Source organism: Parashewanella hymeniacidonis (assembly GCF_016900895.1).
Taxonomy (GTDB): Bacteria; Pseudomonadota; Gammaproteobacteria; order Enterobacterales; family Shewanellaceae; genus Parashewanella; species Parashewanella hymeniacidonis.
Genome location: NZ_JAFEUN010000169.1, coordinates 1 through 6,009 on the forward strand (window position 1 = coordinate 1; position 6,009 = coordinate 6,009).

Consider the following 6,009-nt stretch of genomic DNA (forward strand, 5'->3'; position numbering starts at 1 on the left):
TATTTACAGCATCACTTTGAGCGAAAAGATAACGATAATTTTGATTTGGAGTGATGTCGTATAGGAGCGGGCTTTCAGCCTGCATAGTGTAACCCACCGTCTTTCAGACGGTGGTTGTTAAGTCAATATCATGGCGAGGTAATAAAAGTATAATTGTTTTTAGTTAGAAATTATTGCTTTATTAATCATGATTAACTTAGGAGAAAAATAATAATGCCTTGAATATAAATTCAAGGCATTTAAATGTAAGTCTCTGTAAATTAATGTTTAGTTTTTATATTCTTTACCATAAAAACTTGCCAGTAGTAGCTCTTTAAGCTCAGAGATTAATGGATAACGAGGGTTCGCACCTGTACATTGGTCATCAAATGCATCTTCCGCAACTTCATCGAGTTTCGCTAAGAAGTCAGCTTCATTTACACCTGCTTCTTGAATCGAAGCAGGAATACCTAATTGAGTTTTAATGCCGTCGATAACTGCAATCAGTTTATCAACCTTCTCAAGATCTGACTTACCGCCAAGTTTTAAGTGGTCGGCAATTTCAGCGTAACGACATAAAGCTTTAGGACGATCGTATTGGCTAAATGCCGCTTGCTTAGTTGGTAAATCTGTAGCATTAAAACGAATTACATTTGAGATCAGTAATGCATTTGCTAGACCATGTGGAATGTGGAATTCTGCACCAATTTTATGCGCCATTGAGTGACAAATACCCAAGAATGCATTAGCGAATGCGATACCCGCAATTGTTGCACCATTGTGTACTTTCTCACGAGCTAATGGTGCATCTGCCCCTTTTTCATACGAATCAGGTAAGTATTTAACTAATAAATCCAGTGCTTGTAAGGCTTGGCCATCACTATACTCGTTCGCCATGATACTTACATAAGCTTCAAGCGCATGAGTAATCGCATCAACACCACCGAAAGCTGTGAGTGATTTAGGCATGTTCATGACAAGGTTCGGATCAACAATAGCCATGTTCGGTGTCAATTCATAATCTGCAATTGGATACTTTTGACCTGTTTTCTCATCAGTAACTACCGCAAATGGAGTCACTTCTGAACCCGTACCAGAAGTAGTAGGGATTGCCACCATCTTCGTTTTTTTACCCAATTTAGGGAATTTATAGATACGTTTTGTAATATCCATAAAGCGAAGGGCTAAGTCAGCAAAATCGACATCTGGGTGTTCATACAAAACCCACATAATTTTTGCTGCATCCATTGGTGAACCACCACCTAAAGCAATAATGACATCAGGCTGGAAGCTCATTGCGACGTCAGTACCTTTTTTTACAACCGCAAGTGTAGGATCTGCTTCAACATCATAAAATACTTCAGTTTCTAGACCTTGTGCTTTTAAGATCTTAACTGTTTCATCGCAGTAACCGTTATTGAATAAAAACTTATCAGTAACGATGAGTGCACGGCGTTTGTCACTTAACTCTTCCAATGCGATTGGTAAGCTACCACGACGGAAGTAGATTGAAGAAGGAAGTTTGTGCCAAAGCATGTTTTCAGCCCTTTTAGCGACAGTTTTCTTGTTGATCAAATGGCTTGGCCCCACGTTTTCTGAAATCGAGTTACCACCCCAAGAACCACAACCCAATGTTAGAGAAGGTGCCAATTTGAAGTTGTATAAGTCACCAATACCACCTTGTGACGCTGGAGTATTAATAAGAATACGAGCGGTCTTCATTCTGAAGCCGAATTGCTTAACACGTTCTTCTTGTGTGTCTTGGTCTGTATATAAGCCAGATGTGTGGCCAATACCGCCCAGTGCAACTAAGGCTTCGGCTTTATCCAATGCTTCTTCAAAGTTCGCCGCACGGTACATACCTAAAAGTGGAGATAATTTTTCATGTGCGAATGCTTCAGCATCTTCAATTTCTGTTACTTCACCAATCAATACTTTCGTAGTGTGCGGTACTTTAATGCTCGCCATTTCTGCAATAGTAATTGCACTTTGACCAACGATATCTGCATTAAGGCCGCCATTCTTTAGGATGACTTTTTGCATCGCTTTAGTTTCTTTGGCTGATAACAGGTAACCGCCGTGAGAAGCAAAACGCTCTTTAACTTCATCATAAATGCTGTCAACGATCACAACGGCTTGCTCAGAAGCACACACAACACCATTATCGAATGTTTTTGACATCAATATTGAGCTAACAGCACGCTTAATATCCGCTGTTTCATCAATTACGATTGGAGTATTACCCGCGCCAACGCCGATAGCAGGTTTACCTGAAGAGTAGGCGGCTTTAACCATGCCTGGTCCGCCAGTTGCCAAAATCAAGTTCATTTTGTCGTGGGTCATTAGCTGATTTGATAGCGCAACACTCGGCTCATCAATCCAACCAATAATATCTTTTGGAGCCCCTGCGGCTATCGCAGCATCTAACACAAGTTTAGCAGCGGTAGTAGTTGATATTTTTGCACGTGGATGTGGTGAAAAAATGATACCGTTACGAGTCTTTAGGCTGATCAGAGCTTTAAAAATTGCAGTTGACGTTGGGTTCGTTGTCGGTACGATACCACAAATTAAACCAACAGGTTCTGCAATGGTAATAGTCCCGAAGGTATGATCTTCTTCTAAAATGCCACACGTTTTCTCATCTTTATATTTATTGTAAATATACTCTGATGCAAAATGGTTTTTGATTACCTTGTCTTCAAGGACTCCCATACGTGTTTCTTTAGCAGCCATTTTGGCAAGTGAAATACGAGCATCTGCTGCAGCTAGTGCTGCAGCTCTAAAAATTTTGTCTACTTTTTCTTGACTGAAATTAGCAAACTCTGCTTGAGCTTTTCCGACATTATCTACAAGTAGATCAAGCTCTTGAGCATTTGTTACTGGCATATGATGTTTCCTATAAAAATATTTAGGCAAAACCTATTTGGCTAAATGTTCTTTCTATTACGAAATTTACCGTGATATGGGGTCTAAATCTGTGATCAAGATAACAAAAGATAGGGGAACATGTAATTAAATTACATAACGTTATGTCGATCTTGTGCTGATTGATGAAAAAAAGTTCAAATGGTCAGGGTGTTTTTATAAATATATTGATTTTAGGTAATCGTTTAACAAGTCTAAAACGGTTTGACTGTTTTTTAAACGCTGTATTTTCTGAGGCGTAATTTCACTTGAATTATTTATTTGCGCTAAAGCCGACTCTGCTGCTAAGTTTGCGATTGATAACACATTTTGGCTCTTATAATCCAATAATGTGAGATCGACCTGAGGACAAGCAAGAATCATTTCGACGATTTCAGGGTGACTGTATTCACAAGCAATATGCAGTGGTGTGCAACCGCGAGCATCTTGCTTATTAATATCAACACCTTTTTCAATTAAATTCTTTAAGATTTCTACATGACCATGAGAAACAGTGACGGCTAAGGTTTCTTTTTCACATTGCTTTAGCAATGATGGCGAGGCATTCAATATCGAAAATGCGGCATATTGGTTGTGTCTATGAATCGAATTGATCAAATGTTTAGGCTTTAGTTTTATTTGCGAATGATTGATGGCTTTAGAAAGTACTTGTTCTCTATCAGAAAATAAAAGAAATGAGATTAAACTTTTTCCTGCTTTATTTTCGGCATTAATATCAAGTTTTTCTGATGAGAGAAGTGCTTCGAGAGATTCCCAAGAATCATGATTTGCGGCAACGAGGGCAGGAGTATTGCCGTTAGCGTCTTCAATATTAATTTTTATGTCAGGTTGGTTTAATAACACATTCAGCGTCTTAAAGTGGTTTGATTTTGCAGCTGTATGAAGTGGGGCAGAACCATTAGTATCTAATTCGTTGACGTTTATTCCCCAGCGGATCATCAGCTTGGTAACTTTAACGCTGTCGTTTAATACGCAGGTATGAATCCAAGGCAATTGAAATGCTTTATCTCTTTTTAACGTTATCCCTGCTAATAATAAATTGTTCACTGCTTTTGCGTTATCGGCGGCAATTGATCTTAGCGTTGCAGCTTGTAAAGTTTGAGACGCAAATTGTTGTCTGATGAAACTAGCTGGCATCTCAGCAATAATTCGAGGTTGTAATAACCTTTTGTCATTGTTTATCAAAAGGCCTCGTTCACTGAGTGCTTTTAAGTGGTGTGCAGTTATTGCAGGAGAGCCTAATACATCACAAAGATTCTCATTGAAATAGGTGTTTTGTGATTCTCTTACAAATTTAGAAAGACTGATTTCAAGGCATTCATTTACTTTGATTTTTTGCCTTACTAGCTTTCGATATGCCTCGAAAAGATTTGAGTTTAATTCACATTGAAAAGAATTTTTTTCTTCGGAGACAACATTAAAATCAATGAGAACTCTAATAAAATCATGCGTAGAAGAGCAACAATTAAGAGCTTCAATAAACTTGTCTACAAGAACAGAATCTTCTTTAGGAAAAGCACAATAGTCCATTGTAATTTTCTTCAAAGAAAGCGGCTGTCTCTTTTCATTTGGTGAACGTCTATTGGTTGTGATAATCATTTGAACTCAGAACAATATTTTATGTTTTGATTTTGTTTTGAATTTACAAAAAATTACAGTGAAATATAATTAATAGATACTTAATCGCATAAAGGGCTGTTCTTTGTTAGCTTGCTGATTTGCATAGTTTTATTTGTACTTAATGTGTTTATCGTTCTCTAAAAATTAATAAATTAAAATGAATTATAGCGATTAGCTATTAAAACAAACCGCTTATATCTAAAAAAACGTGGCCAATTAGGTTAATCAGGTGTTAGTTCACCATTCAAATTTGTTTGCATGGCTGACTTAATTTGGTTACTTGTTAAGTTTTGAGAAAGTAACACATGCAGCTTTGCTAAAGCAGCCTCAACGGTTAGATCTACACCGCTGATTACACCTGATTTAGCCAGAGCGTTTCCTGTTGCATAGCCAGACATATTAACTCGGCCTTGCATACACTGGGTTAAGTTAACTAAAACAATTCCGTTTTCGTCGGCTTCTTTTAGTACATTTAACAACGCTGTGCTTTCTGGGGCATTACCAACCCCAAATGTTCTTATAATCAGTGCTTTCACTGGTTGCTGTAGAATATTATTAAACAGCTCAATAGAGATACCTGGATAAAGAAGCACTACGCCAATCGGTTGAGGCTCTATCGATACTACCTCTAAAGGTTTTCGTTCAATCTGCTTATGTAGTTGTATTTTTTGTGAGATTTTAATTCCAGCTTCTAAAAGAACAGGGTAATTAGGAGAAGCAAAAGCATTAAAGCCATCAGCATGAGCTTTTGTTGTTCTGTTTCCTCTAAAGAGGCTGTTATTAAAAAACAACGTCACTTCAGGTATAGGGTGATTCGCAGCTATATAAAGCGAATTCAATAGATTAGCTTGTCCATCAGAGCGTAATTGGGAAAGTGGGATTTGTGACCCCGTTACTATGACAGGCTTATCGAGGTTTTTCAGCATGAAAGATAAAGCAGAAGCAGTAAATGCCATTGTGTCAGTACCATGTAAGATCACAAACCCATCGTACTTGTCATAATTCGTTTTAATATCCTCAGCAATTCTTTGCCAGTCATCAGGCTGCATGTTCGAAGAGTCAATAAGTGGTGAATACTCATTTATGACAAAAGCTGGCATTTCGCTGTGATAAAACTCTGGCATCGATTTAACGGTTTCAGTTAAAAAGTACTTAACAGGAGCGAAGCCATTATCTGTTTGTTGCATGCCAATGGTTCCGCCTGTGTAGGCGACATAAATAGTCTTATTATTCATTATTGGTGATTACTGAGAGAGAATAAATGAAGTTTACTATATTTTGCTGACGCTTAAATAATAAAAAAGGGTGTAATTCTCCACCCTTTAAGAAACTATTTTTGAAAAATAGCAGTTAAACTATTGAAGTAACCATTCACCAAGCCCCTCTTGTTTTTTGTGAAACAAGTCACTTGATCTAACATTGTTACTTGAACGATCTTTTTATGGTGTTTTTATGTACACATGAAAAAGAAAAAATGCTTCGAGA

At 37.6% G+C, this 6,009-nt stretch carries 3 protein-coding genes; all 3 read right to left on the reverse strand.

Annotated features, from left to right (window positions below; translation table 11 throughout):
• Positions 1–267: 267 nt before the first annotated feature.
• The 3 genes from adhE to ansA all read right to left on the reverse strand — a co-directional run bounded on the left by adhE (position 268) and on the right by ansA (position 5,759).
• Entirely contained in the window at positions 268–2,865 is a 2,598-nt protein-coding gene (gene adhE, locus JQC92_RS20585; RefSeq protein ID WP_205001412.1) for a bifunctional acetaldehyde-CoA/alcohol dehydrogenase, read from the reverse strand.
• A 195-nt stretch (positions 2,866–3,060) separates the two neighbouring features.
• Entirely contained in the window at positions 3,061–4,503 is a 1,443-nt protein-coding gene (locus JQC92_RS20590; protein WP_205001413.1) for an ankyrin repeat domain-containing protein, read from the reverse strand.
• A gap of 242 nt (positions 4,504–4,745) precedes the next feature.
• Positions 4,746–5,759 carry an asparaginase gene (ansA, locus tag JQC92_RS20595; RefSeq protein ID WP_205001414.1) on the reverse strand — a complete coding sequence of 338 codons (1,014 nt, stop codon included), beginning with the start codon at positions 5,757–5,759 and terminating at the stop codon, positions 4,746–4,748.
• Positions 5,760–6,009: the final 250 nt, after the last annotated feature.